The organism is Shouchella xiaoxiensis (assembly GCF_016907895.1).
In the GTDB taxonomy this organism is placed as follows: domain Bacteria; phylum Bacillota; class Bacilli; order Bacillales; family Bacillaceae_D; genus Shouchella; species Shouchella xiaoxiensis.
Map to the genome: position 1 here is coordinate 251233 of NZ_JAFBCV010000003.1, position 14695 is coordinate 265927.

General features: G+C 40.1%; 19 protein-coding genes and 1 riboswitch. Of the genes, 16 read left to right on the forward strand and 3 right to left on the reverse strand.

Features of this window, described 5'->3' with window-relative positions; all coding sequences use genetic code 11:
* Positions 1-4: 4 nt before the first annotated feature.
* Positions 5-496 carry a hypothetical protein gene (locus JOC54_RS06715; RefSeq protein ID WP_204465274.1) on the reverse strand — a complete coding sequence of 164 codons (492 nt, stop codon included), beginning with the start codon at positions 494-496 and terminating at the stop codon, positions 5-7.
* The gene (locus JOC54_RS06720) at positions 486-866 is read right to left on the reverse strand and encodes a hypothetical protein (protein ID WP_035418311.1); all 381 of its coding nucleotides are present in this window, start codon (positions 864-866) and stop codon (positions 486-488) included. Before JOC54_RS06720 ends, JOC54_RS06715 begins: the two co-directional genes overlap by 11 nt.
* 346 nt (positions 867-1212) lie before the next feature.
* Between JOC54_RS06720 and JOC54_RS06725 the strand changes: the two genes are divergently transcribed.
* From JOC54_RS06725 to JOC54_RS06760, 8 genes are all read left to right on the forward strand, one after another.
* Positions 1213-1890, forward strand: a complete 678-nt coding sequence (locus JOC54_RS06725) for a hypothetical protein (protein WP_035418313.1) — start codon at positions 1213-1215, stop codon at positions 1888-1890.
* A 92-nt stretch (positions 1891-1982) separates the two neighbouring features.
* Positions 1983-2132 carry a 50S ribosomal protein L33 gene (rpmG, locus tag JOC54_RS06730; protein WP_035418314.1) on the forward strand — a complete coding sequence of 50 codons (150 nt, stop codon included), beginning with the start codon at positions 1983-1985 and terminating at the stop codon, positions 2130-2132.
* A 59-nt stretch (positions 2133-2191) separates the two neighbouring features.
* Entirely contained in the window at positions 2192-2749 is a 558-nt protein-coding gene (locus JOC54_RS06735; protein ID WP_204465276.1) for a 5-formyltetrahydrofolate cyclo-ligase, read from the forward strand.
* Positions 2746-3540 carry a DUF92 domain-containing protein gene (locus JOC54_RS06740; protein WP_204465278.1) on the forward strand — a complete coding sequence of 265 codons (795 nt, stop codon included), beginning with the start codon at positions 2746-2748 and terminating at the stop codon, positions 3538-3540. The genes JOC54_RS06735 and JOC54_RS06740 overlap by 4 nt, the downstream gene beginning before the upstream one ends.
* Before the next feature lie 12 nt (positions 3541-3552).
* Positions 3553-4566: a ThiF family adenylyltransferase gene (locus JOC54_RS06745; RefSeq protein WP_204465280.1), complete on the forward strand. Its 1014-nt coding sequence runs from the start codon at positions 3553-3555 to the stop codon at positions 4564-4566.
* A 66-nt stretch (positions 4567-4632) separates the two neighbouring features.
* The gene (gene yqgO, locus JOC54_RS06750; RefSeq protein WP_148297861.1) at positions 4633-4842 is read left to right on the forward strand and encodes a protein YqgO; all 210 of its coding nucleotides are present in this window, start codon (positions 4633-4635) and stop codon (positions 4840-4842) included.
* A gap of 97 nt (positions 4843-4939) precedes the next feature.
* The gene (locus tag JOC54_RS06755) at positions 4940-6499 is read left to right on the forward strand and encodes a rhomboid family intramembrane serine protease (RefSeq protein ID WP_204465282.1); all 1560 of its coding nucleotides are present in this window, start codon (positions 4940-4942) and stop codon (positions 6497-6499) included.
* A 92-nt stretch (positions 6500-6591) separates the two neighbouring features.
* Entirely contained in the window at positions 6592-8043 is a 1452-nt protein-coding gene (locus tag JOC54_RS06760; protein WP_204465284.1) for a spore germination protein, read from the forward strand.
* A 19-nt stretch (positions 8044-8062) separates the two neighbouring features.
* Here the strand turns inward: JOC54_RS06760 and JOC54_RS06765 are convergent, their stop codons facing one another.
* Positions 8063-8458 carry a YueI family protein gene (locus JOC54_RS06765; protein WP_035418321.1) on the reverse strand — a complete coding sequence of 132 codons (396 nt, stop codon included), beginning with the start codon at positions 8456-8458 and terminating at the stop codon, positions 8063-8065.
* A gap of 131 nt (positions 8459-8589) precedes the next feature.
* On the opposite strand from JOC54_RS06765, the gene JOC54_RS06770 reads away from it, so the two are divergent.
* The 8 genes from JOC54_RS06770 to thiO all read left to right on the forward strand — a co-directional run bounded on the left by JOC54_RS06770 (position 8590) and on the right by thiO (position 14688).
* Complete coding sequence (locus JOC54_RS06770; RefSeq protein ID WP_035418322.1) at positions 8590-9102, forward strand: hypothetical protein; 513 nt, start codon at positions 8590-8592, stop codon at positions 9100-9102.
* A gap of 18 nt (positions 9103-9120) precedes the next feature.
* Positions 9121-9312, forward strand: coding sequence for a YqgQ family protein (locus tag JOC54_RS06775; RefSeq protein WP_054793954.1), 192 nt, complete (start codon positions 9121-9123; stop codon positions 9310-9312).
* Positions 9313-9329: 17 nt separating this feature from the next.
* Positions 9330-10292, forward strand: a complete 963-nt coding sequence (locus JOC54_RS06780) for an ROK family glucokinase (protein WP_204465286.1) — start codon at positions 9330-9332, stop codon at positions 10290-10292.
* Positions 10293-10315: 23 nt separating this feature from the next.
* Complete coding sequence (gene aspA / locus JOC54_RS06785) at positions 10316-11731, forward strand: aspartate ammonia-lyase (protein WP_204465288.1); 1416 nt, start codon at positions 10316-10318, stop codon at positions 11729-11731.
* A 51-nt stretch (positions 11732-11782) separates the two neighbouring features.
* Positions 11783-11894: riboswitch (TPP riboswitch) on the forward strand.
* Positions 11895-11955: 61 nt separating this feature from the next.
* Positions 11956-12585, forward strand: a complete 630-nt coding sequence (thiE, locus tag JOC54_RS06790) for a thiamine phosphate synthase (RefSeq protein ID WP_035418324.1) — start codon at positions 11956-11958, stop codon at positions 12583-12585.
* On the forward strand, positions 12582-12779 hold the full coding sequence (thiS, locus tag JOC54_RS06795; RefSeq protein ID WP_054793956.1) for a sulfur carrier protein ThiS: 198 nt from the start codon (positions 12582-12584) through the stop codon (positions 12777-12779). The genes thiE and thiS overlap by 4 nt, the downstream gene beginning before the upstream one ends.
* A 5-nt stretch (positions 12780-12784) precedes the next feature.
* A complete protein-coding gene (locus tag JOC54_RS06800; RefSeq protein ID WP_204465290.1) occupies positions 12785-13576 on the forward strand; it encodes a thiazole synthase in 792 nt (263 codons plus the stop codon).
* A 5-nt stretch (positions 13577-13581) separates the two neighbouring features.
* Positions 13582-14688, forward strand: coding sequence for a glycine oxidase ThiO (gene thiO, locus JOC54_RS06805; RefSeq protein WP_204465292.1), 1107 nt, complete (start codon positions 13582-13584; stop codon positions 14686-14688).
* Positions 14689-14695: the final 7 nt, after the last annotated feature.

Genomic DNA, 14695 nt, shown 5'->3' on the forward strand with positions numbered 1-14695 from the left:
AGTATTAGAAAAAAGCGTCGACCACTTCTCCTAAGCTCATATCGCTAGTTAGTGTCCCAGTTGTTTGTGGACGCAAGCTATTGGAAAGACCGCGATTTTCAACTTCCTCAAAAAATGCATAAGCACTGTCGACAATTCCAGTTGCTTCAAGCATTTCACCAACATCTATGCTCGTCATCCCAGCATTCACTTGGATAATGGTTTGGTAAATCGTTTCTTGATTTTCTTCGTTGTCTTCAGTTTCTTCAGGTGTTTCTTCGTTTTCGTTTTCAATTATCGCTCTCGCTTCGGCAAGTTCCTGCTCTCGTTCATCCCATATCTCCTGCGTTTCAACACTGTAACCTGCATTTTGAAGGGCTTCTTGCATTTCTTCTTCTGACAAATTAACTTCCTCTGACGACACAGGCGTTTGATCACTTGCAAAATAAGTAATTCCAAGCGCAAGTGACGCTAAAATAAGTCCTCCTGCAAAGCTGCGCATTGTTTTAGGCGTCATTTGCGACCTTCTTTCGATCGGCAATCGATTCGGTATAAGGCGCAAGTAAACGTTCAACCTCATACTCCTCAAGCTTTGTTTCAAAGGCAATTCCTTCAGTTGAGTAACCTCGTTTATGCAAATCAAGGATTTCTCTTAATAGTTTTTGATGAGAGGAAGTTCTGTTTTGATTAGAGGCCTCTTGAGCAGCAATTTCTGCATCAAGTTCCATATTACGTACTTGGTTTTTTACATTATGCAATTCCTGCATAAATGAAATTGAAAGATGTTCTAATTGATCTTCTATTTTTGAAGATTTGTCTTCTTTGAAAAAAGAAAGAACGAGCAGAACAATAGCTGTCCCAAGTAAAAGTGCTAACGTCCATTCCATTTAAGTAGTACCTCCTAAGTAAGCAGTCGTTTTTCCATTCCATTATACATGAAATAATGAGAGAGAAAGCTAGATTTATAAAATTTCTAACTGGATGCGGTTTTTTTTGACACATTTGGACATGAAAACAAGAAAGGACTTACGTATTTTAAAAAGAAGGTGTCAATCCCTTGGCGTAGCTTCTGTTTATATCTCTACAAAATCATACAATTTGCACTTCTTGTTAGAAAGGAATGAAGAGAGTATGCTAAATATAGATTAATAACACCAAGTGTCAGGCAAAAAAAATAAACAGTTATTGAAGCTTTGCGTTTTATCATATTGAATTAAAGGAGAGAAGCTGCTCATGCAAATCAGTCAACTTATCACAGAAGGATTAAATTCGAATTATTCTGACCCATCTTTTTTCGTAGACATTCATATGCGTCTACGCACGTTAGATCATCCCGCAAATTTATCTAAGATTGGTTTATGGCATGAAGGGGTAACTTCGTGGATTGGAGATCCATATTGGATTGTAAACGCAGCTTTCTCAAAAACCGCCTCTACAGTCATCAGTCAGGCTTACCATAAATTATGGAATATTAAGATGACCATTCATGACAAACAAACAGAGGATCGCTTAGGTTTTATAAGAAACATTACGCTTAAAAACGAATCGTCAATGGTTCGACCGATAAAATTGATCGTACATCAAGTGTCTCTTTCGAATGAAAAGGGGGTTGTTTTTTATTCTCCTAATGAAAAGTCATTGATACATCACACACAAGATATGTTTTCTTTGCATTCAGTAAGCATGCCATTAGCCTATCATATCCAACATGGTGCTGGTGATATGAAGCGCAACTGGAATGATCATGAAGGAAAGCTGTTTTTCTCTCCTTTTTCAGCAACAAGTGTTGAAAGTGTCATCGCATGTTCCAGCACTCTTGAGCCGAATCTTGTTTATAAAGCTCAAGCTTGGCAGTTAGTCGGTAAGCATTTATCGGAATTAAAACTGGCTAATGAACGTTTGATGGAGTAGTCATGCACAAATTGAGATAATTAAAGCTTGATTTTACCAACACCTTTTGCTATTCTATTTAAGTATGTAAGACGAGTTTGGAGGGATAGCAGATGCGTGTTCAAGTAACACTTGCTTGTACGGAATCAGGTGATCGTACGTATATCACATCAAAAAACAAGCGCACAAACCCAGAGCGTATTGAACTTAAAAAATATAGCCCGCGTTTAAAGCGCCACACACTTCATCGTGAAACGAAATAAGCAGCCGGATTTCCGCTGCTTATTTTTTTGTGAATAGTGTTTGATGGAGGTGTTTTAGCTTGGCTACCAAACGAGATATTAGAACCAACATATTATCGTCGCTTCGTGACATGACGCGAGCTGATTATGAGAAGCGATCGCTTCAATTAACGAATGCATTGATTCAAACAGATTATTGGAAAAAGGCGAAGGTAATAGGGTTAACCGTTTCCCGTTTTCCTGAAGTAAACACAACAGACTTAATTAACACATCACTAAGGAGTCAGAAATTAGTTGCTTTACCAAGAACGAATATGTCTGACAAAACCATGCATTTTTACTACGTAACCTCTTTCCAGCAGTTGGAAAAAAGATCGTTTGGTTTGTATGAACCTCTAGCTGACAAAAGTCGAATGGTTCAGCCTAGTGAGCTTAATTTAATCGTTGTTCCAGGAGTCTCTTTTACATATGACGGAAAACGTCTCGGGCTTGGTGGCGGTTTTTATGACCGGTATTTAACCAAGACCAACTCTTTAACCGTTGCGCTTTGCTTTTCTGAACAAATTGTCACAGATCTTCCTACAGAAAAGCACGATAAAAGGATGAATCACGTTTTAACCGAAGGAGCAATTCAATGATGCTTCTTTTTTGGTTTGTAATTATAGGATTGATTTGTGTCCTTTTAGTAAGGGCAAATAAATTGACGAGATCCGGAGCGATTGCAGCTTACTTTGTTGGCTTATTTACCGTGTTGGGCGTTGGAAGCAATGGTTTGCTACTGTTTCTTTTATTTTTTGGAAGTTCTATAGTATGGAGTCGATTAAAAGATGCCAATCGAGACGAAGCAATTGTTGAGAAAAGCGGTGCAAGGGATGCAGCTCAGGTCATTGCAAACGGTGGTGTCGCTGCTTTCTGTTCTTTTCTTATGTTTGTTTTTCCGACATTTGCTTTGGTGGGACTCGTTGGTTTTGTAGGTAGTCTCGCCGCTGCGACAGCGGATACCTGGTCTTCCGAATTAGGTAAATTTAGTAAGGATAAGCCTGTTCATTTATTTACCCGAAAGAGGGTTGATGCAGGTGTTTCGGGGGCTGTTTCAAGTCTTGGGTTGGCTGCAGCGATTGCGGGTAGTTTTATTATTGCTGCCGGGGCCGTTTTTTTGTGGTGGAATTTAACTGGTTCAAGTCATATGTGGTTGCTTCTTTTTACAGTTATTGGATTCATTGCGCATTTAGTTGATTCTGCTTTAGGAGCATCTGTTCAAAGCTTATACCAGTGCCCAAGCTGTGGTCTTATGACCGAAAAAACGTTTCACTGTCAAAAAACCACTCGAGTAAAAGGTTTTTCATTTGTTACCAATGACGTTGTTAATTTATGCTGTACAGGAGCAGGCGCCCTATTAAGTATCGTTGCTTTACAATTCTTTGGTTAGGAGGAATGCTTTATGCATCGTTTTGAGCGCTATTCACGGCAATTATTGTTTCCGGGCATTGGTGAAGCAGGACAAGAACGTTTAGTAAACAGTAAAGTATTAATAGTTGGAGTAGGTGCGCTCGGCACAGTGATTGCAAATCATTTATCACGTTCAGGTGTTGGTTTAATTCGACTCGTTGACCGGGATTATGTGGAGATGAGCAATTTACAGCGGCAGATGCTGTTTACGGAAAAAGATGTCGAACAGCTGTTACCAAAAGCGATTGCTGCAAAACAGGCTTTAAGAAACATTAATTCCTCAATTGAGGTCCAAGCTTTCGTTGAAGACGTGACTGTGCAAAATATTGAGCAGTTGATGGATGGAATTGATGTGGTTGTTGACGGAACGGATAACTTTCAAACAAGATTCTTACTAAACGATGCCTGTTTTAAAAAAGGCATTCCATTTAGTTACGGTGGAGCTGTTAGTGCAAGAGGGATGAATGCATTTCTTGTACCAGGAAAGACGCCGTGCTTCCGCTGCTTTATTGAAAGTGGTGGATCAACAGGAGAAACATGTGATACGGTAGGCGTTCTGTCCCCTGTTGTTGATATGGTAGCATCAATGCAAGCGATGGAGACGATTAAATATTTAGTTGGAGCATTCGACAAAAACCGTCGTTCTCTTTCTACTTTTGATAGTTGGTCAAATTATCGTCATGATATTCAATTTCAACAAGCAAAACCAGAGTGTCCTACTTGTCAAACAAAAGAGTATCCTAGTTTACGTGTTCAGAAAGAAGCTGAAGTGACGTTATGTGGACGAAATACCATTCAAATTTCAGCGAACAAACCTTTGGAACTTGATCCAATAGCCGAGCGTTTGAATAAAGTTGCTGAGATTAAAAAAACGCCATTTTTAGTTCGAGCAAGGCTTAACGAGGAAGAAACAGTTGTAGTTTTTCCAGATGGACGTATTTTAGTTCAAGGTACGGAAGATTTGGGACGAGCTAGATCTATTTTTAGCAAGTATATTGGCAACTAGTTTTGTTCATTGATTAAGGATAAAATGATTTCTTTTTCGGTATAGTAAGGAATGGGGGGTGATCGCATGCGTCAACTGATAGCGATTGGATCTGTTTTACTAACGTTGGCTAGCATTTACAAATTCCGGTACAAGCTAATGAACCTTTTCTTAAGACAACCGATGCTGCGACAGTTTGCTATAATGACCGTCCTTCGATTCCCTTTCATCCGTCAGAGAATCATGGGCAGTTTGTTTACGTTTCCAAGCCAACCACCAACTAAAAGTTCAGTCTGATGGTTTAAGCTCTGACATGTGTCAGAGCTTAAAGGCGTTGTACGTTTCATTTTCGGTAAAAATTGCTATAATCAGCTTATAGACAGGGGGAGAGCGTTTGAATCCATTAGAACACCGTTATTTATATTGGAAAATTATCGAGCACTATGCTGTAACGAAACAATCTCGGTTGCTCGCTCTTCATGATACACAAGCATGGTTTGAAGATGATTCAGTTAAACCACGAAGAGTTATGCGCATCGTCCTTTCTGAAGTTGACTGGTCAAATCGATTAAGAAGAGATATAAGCCATGCAAAACTACAGTTCGAATCGATTCATAAACAGCTGGGTGTATGGGACATACAAGGAGAAAATGTTTACATAATGAGCCAGCCTCCTGTTGATTCTTGGGTAGAAGTGATGGAATCAACTTCAATTGGAAAACGAAAAGGGCAGATGAAAAGTATTGCTTTGCATTCAAATCCAGATGTTTATTACGAAACGGCCAGTGCAGAACTTCCATCTGATCAAATACCTTTGTTCTCACTTGAACATACTGACGTAGAAATGGAAGAAAAGATTGACTCGATCCGTTCATCAATAAGTAAAGTCAATAAAGGCAGACAGAAAAAGGACGAACGGACGTTATTCTATGGGAAACCGCGGATGATCTACGTCTTATTGCTTGCAATTCTTGCAATGTACACGGTCCTTGAACTAAACGGTGGAAGTACAAATATCCAAGTATTGATTGATTACGGGGCAAAGTACAATCCGCTAATGGTCGAAGGTGAGTGGTGGAGACTCGTTACATCCATGTTCTTGCATATTGGTTTAATTCATCTATTGTTCAACGGAATGGCTCTTTATTTTCTTGGAACAGCAGTAGAGCAACTTTTTGGTTCTATAAGGTTTTTATTTATTTATTTTATTGCCGGAATTTCTGGATCGATTGTTAGCTTTGCTTTTAACGATTCAGTTTCAGCAGGGGCATCTGGAGCACTATTTGGTTTATTCGGAGCACTGCTATATTTTGGTTTAAAACAGCCAGCGTTGTTTTATCGGACGCTTGGTCGTAATATTATTTTTTTATTAGGTTTTAACCTTATACTAGGTTTTGTTGTACCTGGAATTGATAATGGTGCCCATATTGGTGGACTCATTGGTGGCTTTTTGGCTGCTGTTATGGTTCGAATGCCTAAAGAGGAAAAAAAGACACCATTCATTTGGTCCTTTTTATCAATAGTCAGCATTGTTGTATTAACTGCCACGCTGCTTTGGTTTGGCCAGGAGCATTCTTCTAAGTCTGCCGAACTAGCAGTACTAGAAGCAAATCGGTTATTTGAAGAAGGGCAGTATGATGAAGCCAAACCAATTATTGAAGAGGGATTAGAGCTTGATTCTGAACAGCCTGAGCTTTTATTTATGAAATCTTACCTTGAGTTACAAGAAGAAAACATTGATGAGGCGAAACGTTTACTTGAGCGAGCAACGGAAAATCGCGCTGAATTTCCTGAAGCTTGGTATAACTTAGCTTTAATCCATCTTGATTTAGGAGAAACAAATGAAGCCGCTGAAGCGATTCAACAGGCGATTGAAGCTGCAGAAAATTTAAATGTTCCAGAAATGGATCAATATTATGAAATTCAAGACGAAATTGAGCAACAGCTAGAATAATCCTTGTGCCTGCGTGAAAACGCAGGCTTTTTCTATACATAGATTTTATTTCTAAAGAGCAATCTATGAGGGAAGGTAAAGGAGTAGATTCAATGCCAGACGAAAAGCACATCATTCATTCTTATGAGCAAAGCTTAACATACTTAAAAGAAGAACTAGCTGTTGAAGAAAATTTTGATATTATTTGTCTTGAAATGAACCATGCCAATCGAAAAATGGCCTTATTTTTAGTTGATGGGTTCGGAAAAGACATTGCGTTAACCCAAATTCAACGGGAGTTATCGCATACAACGGAGGAAGAGCTGGAGGACCATTATCACTCGTTAATGCAAAGTCGCATTCCTTACGCAGAAGTTGAGAGTGAAAAGGATTTAGACATTGTCATTGACCAAGTGTTAGCGGGACCAGCAGCATTAATTGTTGAAGGTCTGGACTATTGTATATTAATTGATACAAGGGAATACCCTGTCCGTGGACCAGAGGAGCCTGATACAGAAAAAGTCGTCCGTGGTTCTCGAGATGGTTTGGTCGAAACGCTTGTAATGAGTGCTGCATTAATTAGAAGAAGAGTCCGGGATCGAACCCTGCGTGTAGAATTTATGCAGGCAGGACGAAGGTCTAAAACAGATATGGCTTTAATGTACATTGGCGACATTGCTGACAAAGAGTATGTCCAGCAGATTCGGGAGTCAATTGATGCAATCGATACAGATGGGTTACCAATGGCGGACAAGACGATTGAGGAGTTTATTTTTAAGGAAGGGAATAATCCTTACCCGCTTGTCCGTTATTCGGAAAGACCCGATGTTTGTGCAACACATCTTTTTGAAGGTCATGTGCTGTTGCTTGTAGATGGATCGCCGAGCGCGATGATTACGCCTATTACATTTTGGAATCTCTTACAGCATGCGGAAGAATACCGGCAAAAGCCAATAATCGGTGCATTGCTACGACTCGTTCGCTTTGCCGCTGTGTTCGTTTCGTTATTCTTACTGCCTATTTGGTATTTACTAGCGACAAATCAAGAGCTTGTACCAGAAGCATTTCATTTTATTGGAACACAGGAAGATGGCAGTATTCCATTATTCGTTCAGTTTATGATTGCTGAAGCTGGAATAGAAATGCTGAGGATGGCATCGATTCACACCCCGAATGCTGTTGCAGAAGCATTAGGGCTTGTAGCTGCTTTGTTAATTGGGGACATTGCGATTGAGGTCGGAATGTTCTCTCCAGAAGTCATATTATATTTGGCTATTGCCGCAGTTGGGACGTTTGCCACCCCAAGCTATGAGCTTTCACTAGCAAATCGATTCATGCGAATCATCTTCTTAATTGCAACAGCAAGTTTTGGAGTAGCGGGCTTTGTTCTTTCTACGACGATTTGGTTAATCTTACTCGTTCGTTTAAAAGGGTTACACGTTCCATATATGTGGCCATTTATCCCGTTTAATGTTAAAGCTCTTCGTGATGTTTTTTTAAGAATACCAATGCCACTAAAAAACCGCAGACCTGCTATTATCCATCCGCAAGATCCGGATCGGTAGCAGGTCTACCTTTTTCTATTTAATAAGCTTCTATGTCTTGTTTATGAACATCGTCAACTACATAAGGATTTTCAGAATAAATAGCCTGATCCTTATCGGCAATCACCAGACCAAATGGCGTATTACCAGTTGGAGTGACGATCGTGTAGGGAACATTGTGTGTGCTTATTAAACGAACATAGTTTGAGTAAGCACTGTAACCGAGCTCGGCATTTAAAAACACGTGAAGATTTGAATGTTTTTTAAGTAGTTGTTCAACCTCTTGATAGGTTTTTGCTGATCGAACTTGATTTTTTGTCAGTGCTAAATAAACGCGTTCTAGAATTGTTGTTAGGAATAGTTTTCTCTCTCCAGGTTTTGTTTCTGGTGATCCATAAATTGCATTCTCTAGTATTTCGTTAACGTCCCTTGCCATATTGCTTACACCTCATTTATTTTCTAAAGTTTAGCTTGGATGTTCCCTTCTTATCATGGCAAACCTGTCCTGAAATCACAAATAAAAACATATACTTAATGGTAACAATCTTTAAGACAGGGGTTGAGTATATGTGGATTTGGTTCATCATCGTCTTTTTTGTCTGTGCATTAGGAGTGACATTGGGTGGAATCATTGCATCAATGCGGACCATTCCACCGATTATTGCTCTTGTAACACTTGCTTGTTCCTTTTTATTTTTTTCCTATATAGGGATGTTTCTTGCAATAATTGGTCCATTTGGCTGGTTCGGATTCCGATTGTTAGACATTATTATCGCCATTTGTTCGTTTTTACTCATTGTTGCCATTCTCCGTTCCTATCATCCTGCTTTTGGTTATCAATTCTTTTTTAAACCTCTTGGACTTATATTGAGTATCCTGTTTTTTTTAATGGGGTTTCAATGGGGGATGTTTAATTATGGTACTCTATTTACACTTTTAATGGCTTTTTTCTTCTCAGGTGCAGTATTTTTCGGTATTTTACTGTATAATTCAATATTGATTTGGGTTAAAAATGTCTATCTTGTCGCATTTTTACCGCTCGTTACATTTCTCTTTATAACAGTTGTGAAACTGTTATAATAAGCTTGAGGTGAGGAAATGAAAACGGTTGTCGATTTGAGGCAGCTCCTCAAACAGTATGGTTCATTTATCTATACAAGGGATCGCAAACTTGATCTTCAATTAATGCTAGAAGAAGTTAAAGAACTTTATCAGTATGGTATGATTTCAATTGAAGAGTATCAAAAAGCAGTTCTCGTCATTAGACACGAAGAACAACTGATACAGTGAACGGGGGATTTAATAAGATGGAACAAGATTTATTTGCAGGAATCGATATTGGAGGGACTTCCGTCAAACTTGCTTTTTTAACTCGTGCAGGTGAAATGATTAAGAAATGGGAGATCCCTACAGATCGTCAAGATAACGGAGCACGAATTGTTGATGATATTACATTAAGTATTTCAAAGGAGCTTCCGTCTGAAAGTTCTTTATTAGGAGCCGGTGTGGGAGCCCCTGGTTTTATTGAAATGGAAACGGGATTCATCTATCATGCTGTAAACATTGGATGGCGGGACTATCCATTAAAAGATGAGCTTGAGAAAGCGCTTGGAGTTGTTGTCCGAATTGATAACGATGCCAACTTAGCCGCGCTTGGTGAGAAATGGAAAGGTGCTGGAGATGGCACAAACGAAGAGCTTTTTGTTACGCTAGGAACGGGAGTAGGTGGCGGAATAATAACTCGAGGTCAAATACTTCATGGCGAGAACGGTATGGGGGGAGAAATTGGCCACATTACTTCTATACGTGAAGGTGGCGCGCCATGTAACTGTGGTAAATTTGGCTGTCTTGAAACAGTTTCATCTGCTACAGGGATAGTCAGGCTTGCTAAAGAAAAAAGAACAGAAAATCAATCAAGTCTTTTAAATCAATTAGAAGAAAATGAACTTACCACAAAAGCGATTTTTGAAGCAGCAGAAAAAGGTGACACAGTTGCTCGCGCTGTTATTAAAGAAGCTGTAGAACATTTGGGTTATGCAATTGCTAATTTAGCCAATGCCCTGAACCCAGCAAAAATTATAATCGGTGGCGGCGTTTCTAAAGCCGGTGATTCACTTCTCGTCCCACTTAGAGAAGTATTTAACCAATATGCGCTAGAGCGTGTTGCTGAATCCGCGGAAATTAAGCAAGCACATTTAGGAAATGATGCAGGAATTTACGGTGCCGTATGGTTAGCCATCCAAGCACAAAAAGAAGAGATTACTAGGTAGAAATAAAAGGGGTCAGCAAACAAATGGTTGAGTATCGAATTGAACGAGATTTATTAGGGGAAAAACAAGTACCTAAGGATGCTTATTATGGAATTCAATCTTTACGAGCAAAAGATAATTTTCCAATCACGGGCTATCCACCTCATCCGGAATTAATCCGCGCATTTGGCTTTGTAAAAAAAGCTGCGGCGCTTGCCAATCGCGATGTAGGTGTCCTGCGTCCTCATATTGCTGAAGCGATAATTAAAGCAAGTGAAGATGTAATTACTGGACAACTAAACCAACATTTCATTGTTGATTCCATTCAGGGCGGGGCAGGAACATCATTTAACATGAACGCAAATGAGGTTATTGCCAATCGTGCGATTGAAATACTAGGCGGCGAAAAAGGCGATTATTTAAAAGTAAGCCCTAATACGCACGTCAATATGGCACAATCAACAAATGATGCATTTCCAACGGCGATTCACATTGCAGCTGTAAGTATGACTCAAGGGCTTACAGATGAATTACGTGCTCTGATTCGTGAAATGGAAGCTAAATCAGTTGAATTTGATAGCGTCTTAAAAATGGGTCGAACGCATTTACAAGATGCCGTTCCGATCCGTCTTGGCCAAGAATTCGGGTCGTATCGAAAAGTATTAGTTCGTGATTTGAAACGGATAAGTCGTTCTGCCGATCACTTGCATGAAATTAATATGGGTGCAACTGCGGTTGGAACAGGATTAAATGCTAAGCCTGAGTATATTGAGAAAGTAGCAGAGCACTTGGCAGACATTACAGAACTTCCGTTTAAAACCGCAGAAGATCTTGTGGATGCAACACAAAACACAGATGCATACACGGAACTCTCAAGTTCATTAAAGATATTAGCGATTAATTTGTCTAAGATAGCCAATGATTTGCGCTTGATGAGCTCAGGTCCAAGAACGGGCTTAAATGAAATTAACCTTCCGCCGAGACAACCAGGTTCGTCTATTATGCCTGGAAAAGTAAATCCGGTTATGTGTGAAGTGATTAACCAGCTATCATTTCAAGTAATCGGGAATGATCATACGATTAGCTTAGCATCTGAAGCAGGGCAGCTAGAGTTAAATGTAATGGAGCCCGTTCTTGTCTTTAATTTGTTACAATCTCTGACCATTCTTGAAAACGGAATGCGTGTGTTTAGAGAATTCGCGATTTCTGGAATTACAGCAAATATTGAGCGCTGTCGTGAACTCGTTGAGAACAGCGTTGGGATCGTGACGGCAATCAATCCTCATGTAGGGTATGAAGTGGCTACACGGATTGCAAAAGAAGCTCTTGAAACAGAACGTCCGATTAGGGAAATCTGTCTTGAGCGTGGAATTTTGACAGAAGAAGAATTAAATGAAATACTGGATCCAAAGGAAATGACGAAGCCAGGAATTGCAGGTTCTCGTTTCTTACCGCTTTAACAAGATCGGCTAGCCCTTTAATTTCGGACGAGCTTTATGCAATACTATATATGGATTGACTAGGGGTGCCCGCAGAAGGTGGGCTGAGAATTAGAACATGTTTCTTTTACCCTTTTAACCTGATCTGGGTGATACCAGCGGAGGGAAGTCGCGCGCAATATGTCGAACATATTGGCCACAACCCTTGGTTGTGGTCTTTTTTATGATTAAAAGGAGTGTTGAAGATGAGAGATTTCGAACTATATGTCATAACAGGTGAAGAATTTCATCCTGAAAGAGATGTTGTAGAAGTAATGGAAGAGGCGATTCAAGGAGGTGCAGATATCATACAACTTCGTGATAAAACAAGTGACAAAAAAACAGTGTTTGAAAAGGCGAAAAAATTAAAAGCTCTCTGTGCTTCTTATGATATTCCATTTATCGTAAATGATCACATTGACGTTGCCTTAGCTGTTGAAGCAGATGGTGTGCATGTAGGTCAGGAGGACTTACCTTTAACAGAAGTGAGGAAATTGGTGGGACCAGATAAGATCATTGGTGTTTCTTCTCATTGTTTATCCGAGGCGATTACAGCTGAAAAAGAAGGTGCTGATTACATTGGTGTTGGCCCGATATTTGCAACCAAGAGTAAAGTCGATGTAGTTGACCCAGTTACCACTTCTTATATTCAAGAGGTGAAAGCAGCGATCTCAATTCCGTTCGTAGCAATTGGCGGCATTAAGAAACACAATCTACAAGAGGTTGTAGATGCAGGTGCTGAACGGGTATGTGTGATTACAGAAATTGTTGCTGCAGAAGATGTAAAGCAGGCAACGATTGATTTCAAGCAAGTCTTGATTGAGGCAAAACAATGATTTTACATGTGAATGGCAAAGAGCATACCGTTTCGAGCGTGACGCTGGACGAATTAATTGTAGAATTTGAGTTAACGAAGCAACTAGTTGTTACTGAAGTAGATGGTGTGATCGTTGACCGTGAGCACTGGGATTCATTGACGTTAAAAGATGGGATGAAAATTGAGCTTGTACATTTTGTAGGAGGAGGTTGAGCGACATGAATAAGAAACCACTCATTATAGGTGGAAAAAAGTTAGCGTCCCGATTTTTCCTTGGAACCGGTAGATACCCTAATCCCTTTATCCAAAATGAAGCCATTCGTGTTTCTGAAGCAGAGGTGTTAACTTTTGCGATTAGAAGAGTTAATTTAGAAGCTCCTACTGAAGACTCGATTCTACAACATTTAGACGGGCGAGAACTCCAGTATTTACCGAATACATCAGGAGCGACTAATGCAGAAGAGGCCATTCGGATTGCGCGTTTGGCTCGTGCAGCAGGCTTAAGTAATTGGATAAAAATTGAAATAAGTGCTTCCGAAAAAACGTTGCTCCCAGATCCAATTGAAACACTCAAAGCCACTGAGGCTTTAACGAAAGAAGGATTTGTCGTGCTTCCATATACTTCAGATGATCCTATCTTATGCAAACGTCTTGAGGAAGCTGGTGCTGCCGCCGTAATGCCTGGAGCGGCACCAATCGGTACAGGCCTTGGAATTTTAAACCCGTATAATCTCGGACTTATTGTTGAGGAAGCAAATGTACCAATCATTGTGGATGCAGGGTTAGGTGCAGCCAGTGATGTAGCGCTCGCAATGGAGTTAGGTGTTGATGGAATCTTAATGAATACACCAGTTGCCAAAGCAAAGGATCCAGTGAAAATGGCTGAAGCAATGAAGTTGGCAATTGAAGCTGGGCGGATGTCTTATGAGGCTGGAAGAATTTCAAAAAAACGTTTTGCAACAGCAAGTTCTCAGTATGAGTCGCTTGTATCCCCTTTACAAAAGGAGTAATTTAAATGAAGCAAACCGTTGTTTTAGGCGGAGGTGTCATTGGCTTATCAATTGCCTTGAAGCTAGCCCTTGAAGGGATTGAGGTAACGCTTTTAGAAAAACAAACTTGTGGAGGACAAGCTTCAGGTGCGGCTGCGGGAATGCTTGCTCCTTTCTCAGAGATTGGTGAAGATCCTGATGATTTTTTTGAGTTGTGTTTAGCGGGATTGCGTGAATTTAAAAGCTGGCAGCAATTGGTTAATGACATCTCTGGTATGGATTTTGATTATAGTGAAGTTGGTAGTTTGCATTGTGTCTATCATGAGGCTGATTTGCTGTCGCTCGAGACGAGAAAAGCGTGGCAAGAAAAGTATGGTGCAGAAATGACGATCTTATACCAAGATCAGTTGGCAGAGCAAGAGCCACTTCTTTCAAAAGATATCATTGGTGCACTATATAATTCTGAAGAAGCGCATGTTTATGCGCCCGATTACGTAAAAGCCCTTGAACAAGCATGCATTAAGAAAGGTGTTATTATTTTTGAAGAGCTTGGTGATGTATCGCTTGCTGAATTAGAAGGAACGATTACCTTGGTTGCGGAAACAGGCCAGACTTTTTCTGCACAAACGTTAATTGTTGCCACAGGTGCGTGGGCACACTTACAAGCAGACCGTTTTCATGTTAAGCTCCCTCTTTACCCTATACGAGGACAGATCTGTGCCTATCAATTTGAAGAGCAGAGGCTCAATCACATCATTTACACTAGCCAAGGATATTTAGTACCAAAAGCAAATCGAACGATTGTCAATGGTGCATCTGAAGACATTGCTGGTTATCGAACGGATGTCACGGAAAAGGGCATACAGCGTTTATTAAATTGGAATAAGCGAATGATGCCGATGCTTGAAGAGGTGGAACCTTTTCATACATGGGCAGGCCTAAGACCTGCAACTCAAGATGGCTTCCCATTTATTGGCCGATTAACGGACTACCCGAATGTATACTTCGCTTGTGGACATTACCGTAATGGGATATTATTAAGTGCGATTACAGCAGAAGTGGTTAAGCAAGAACTCTTAGGTCAAGAACTAGCCATTTCATTAGAATCGTTCCGACCTGAACGATTTACGTAGAGAAGAG

Excerpts from the sequence above, each read along its gene's own strand:
- JOC54_RS06715 (WP_204465274.1), bottom strand. The coding sequence starts at position 496 with ATGACGCCTAAAACAATGCGCAGCTTTGCAGGAGGACTTATTTTAGCG.
- JOC54_RS06720 (WP_035418311.1), bottom strand. The coding sequence starts at position 866 with ATGGAATGGACGTTAGCACTTTTACTTGGGACAGCTATTGTTCTGCTC.
- JOC54_RS06725 (WP_035418313.1), top strand. The coding sequence starts at position 1,213 with ATGCAAATCAGTCAACTTATCACAGAAGGATTAAATTCGAATTATTCT.
- rpmG (WP_035418314.1), top strand. The coding sequence starts at position 1,983 with ATGCGTGTTCAAGTAACACTTGCTTGTACGGAATCAGGTGATCGTACG.
- JOC54_RS06740 (WP_204465278.1), top strand. The coding sequence starts at position 2,746 with ATGATGCTTCTTTTTTGGTTTGTAATTATAGGATTGATTTGTGTCCTT.
- JOC54_RS06745 (WP_204465280.1), top strand. The coding sequence starts at position 3,553 with ATGCATCGTTTTGAGCGCTATTCACGGCAATTATTGTTTCCGGGCATT.
- yqgO (WP_148297861.1), top strand. The coding sequence starts at position 4,633 with ATGCGTCAACTGATAGCGATTGGATCTGTTTTACTAACGTTGGCTAGC.
- JOC54_RS06760 (WP_204465284.1), top strand. The coding sequence starts at position 6,592 with ATGCCAGACGAAAAGCACATCATTCATTCTTATGAGCAAAGCTTAACA.
- JOC54_RS06765 (WP_035418321.1), bottom strand. The coding sequence starts at position 8,458 with ATGGCAAGGGACGTTAACGAAATACTAGAGAATGCAATTTATGGATCA.
- JOC54_RS06770 (WP_035418322.1), top strand. The coding sequence starts at position 8,590 with ATGTGGATTTGGTTCATCATCGTCTTTTTTGTCTGTGCATTAGGAGTG.
- JOC54_RS06775 (WP_054793954.1), top strand. The coding sequence starts at position 9,121 with ATGAAAACGGTTGTCGATTTGAGGCAGCTCCTCAAACAGTATGGTTCA.
- JOC54_RS06780 (WP_204465286.1), top strand. The coding sequence starts at position 9,330 with ATGGAACAAGATTTATTTGCAGGAATCGATATTGGAGGGACTTCCGTC.
- aspA (WP_204465288.1), top strand. The coding sequence starts at position 10,316 with ATGGTTGAGTATCGAATTGAACGAGATTTATTAGGGGAAAAACAAGTA.
- thiE (WP_035418324.1), top strand. The coding sequence starts at position 11,956 with ATGAGAGATTTCGAACTATATGTCATAACAGGTGAAGAATTTCATCCT.
- thiS (WP_054793956.1), top strand. The coding sequence starts at position 12,582 with ATGATTTTACATGTGAATGGCAAAGAGCATACCGTTTCGAGCGTGACG.
- JOC54_RS06800 (WP_204465290.1), top strand. The coding sequence starts at position 12,785 with ATGAATAAGAAACCACTCATTATAGGTGGAAAAAAGTTAGCGTCCCGA.
- thiO (WP_204465292.1), top strand. The coding sequence starts at position 13,582 with ATGAAGCAAACCGTTGTTTTAGGCGGAGGTGTCATTGGCTTATCAATT.